This window comes from Mycobacterium sp. KBS0706 (assembly GCF_005938675.2).
GTDB lineage: Bacteria > Pseudomonadota > Alphaproteobacteria > DSM-16000 > Inquilinaceae > Inquilinus.
This window is the reverse complement of record NZ_VCCH02000337.1, coordinates 1-571: the sequence shown is the minus strand read 5'-3', so window position 1 is coordinate 571 and position 571 is coordinate 1. Positions and strand designations below refer to the sequence as shown.

Sequence of the window (571 nt, the reverse complement as noted above, 5' to 3'; positions counted from 1 at the left end):
TGCTGCTCTTGGGGCCGCCCGGCGTCGGCAAGACCCATCTGGCGATCGCGCTCGGACGCGAAGCCATCCGGGCGGGCTACTCGGTCCTGTTCGTCGCTGCCACCGCGCTGGTCGCGGCACTCGCCAAGGCGCACGCAGATGGCCGGATCGAGGAGCGCCTGGCCTTCTACGCCAAGCCCAAGCTGCTGATCATCGACGAGCTCGGCTATCTGCCCTTCGAACCCAACGCCGCGCACCTGTTCTTCCAGCTCGTCTCCCGCCGCTACGAGCGCGGCAGCCTGCTGATCACCTCGAACCGCTCCGTCGGCGAATGGGGCGAGGTCTTCGGCGATCCGGTCGTGGCCACCGCCATCCTCGACCGGCTGCTGCACCACAGCCACGTCCTGACCATCCGCGGCGACAGCTATCGGCTGCGCGAGAAACGCCGCGCCGGCCTGATCAAGCCCGAAACCCTCAAACCGGAGACCGTCGCATGACACACCCCCGCCCCCGAACCCCCACCCCCGCGGCTCAACCCCGGGGGCCCACAGGCACCTCCCGCGCTTCGCTACGCCAGCCGCGCGGAGGCGCT

1 protein-coding gene is annotated in these 571 nt (G+C 70.2%); it reads left to right on the top strand.

What is annotated here, in order from left to right; all coding sequences use genetic code 11:
• Positions 1–476: IS21-like element helper ATPase IstB (gene istB / locus FFK22_RS42155; protein WP_138893730.1), on the top strand; the 476-nt coding region annotated here is incomplete at its 5' end.
• Positions 477–571: the final 95 nt, after the last annotated feature.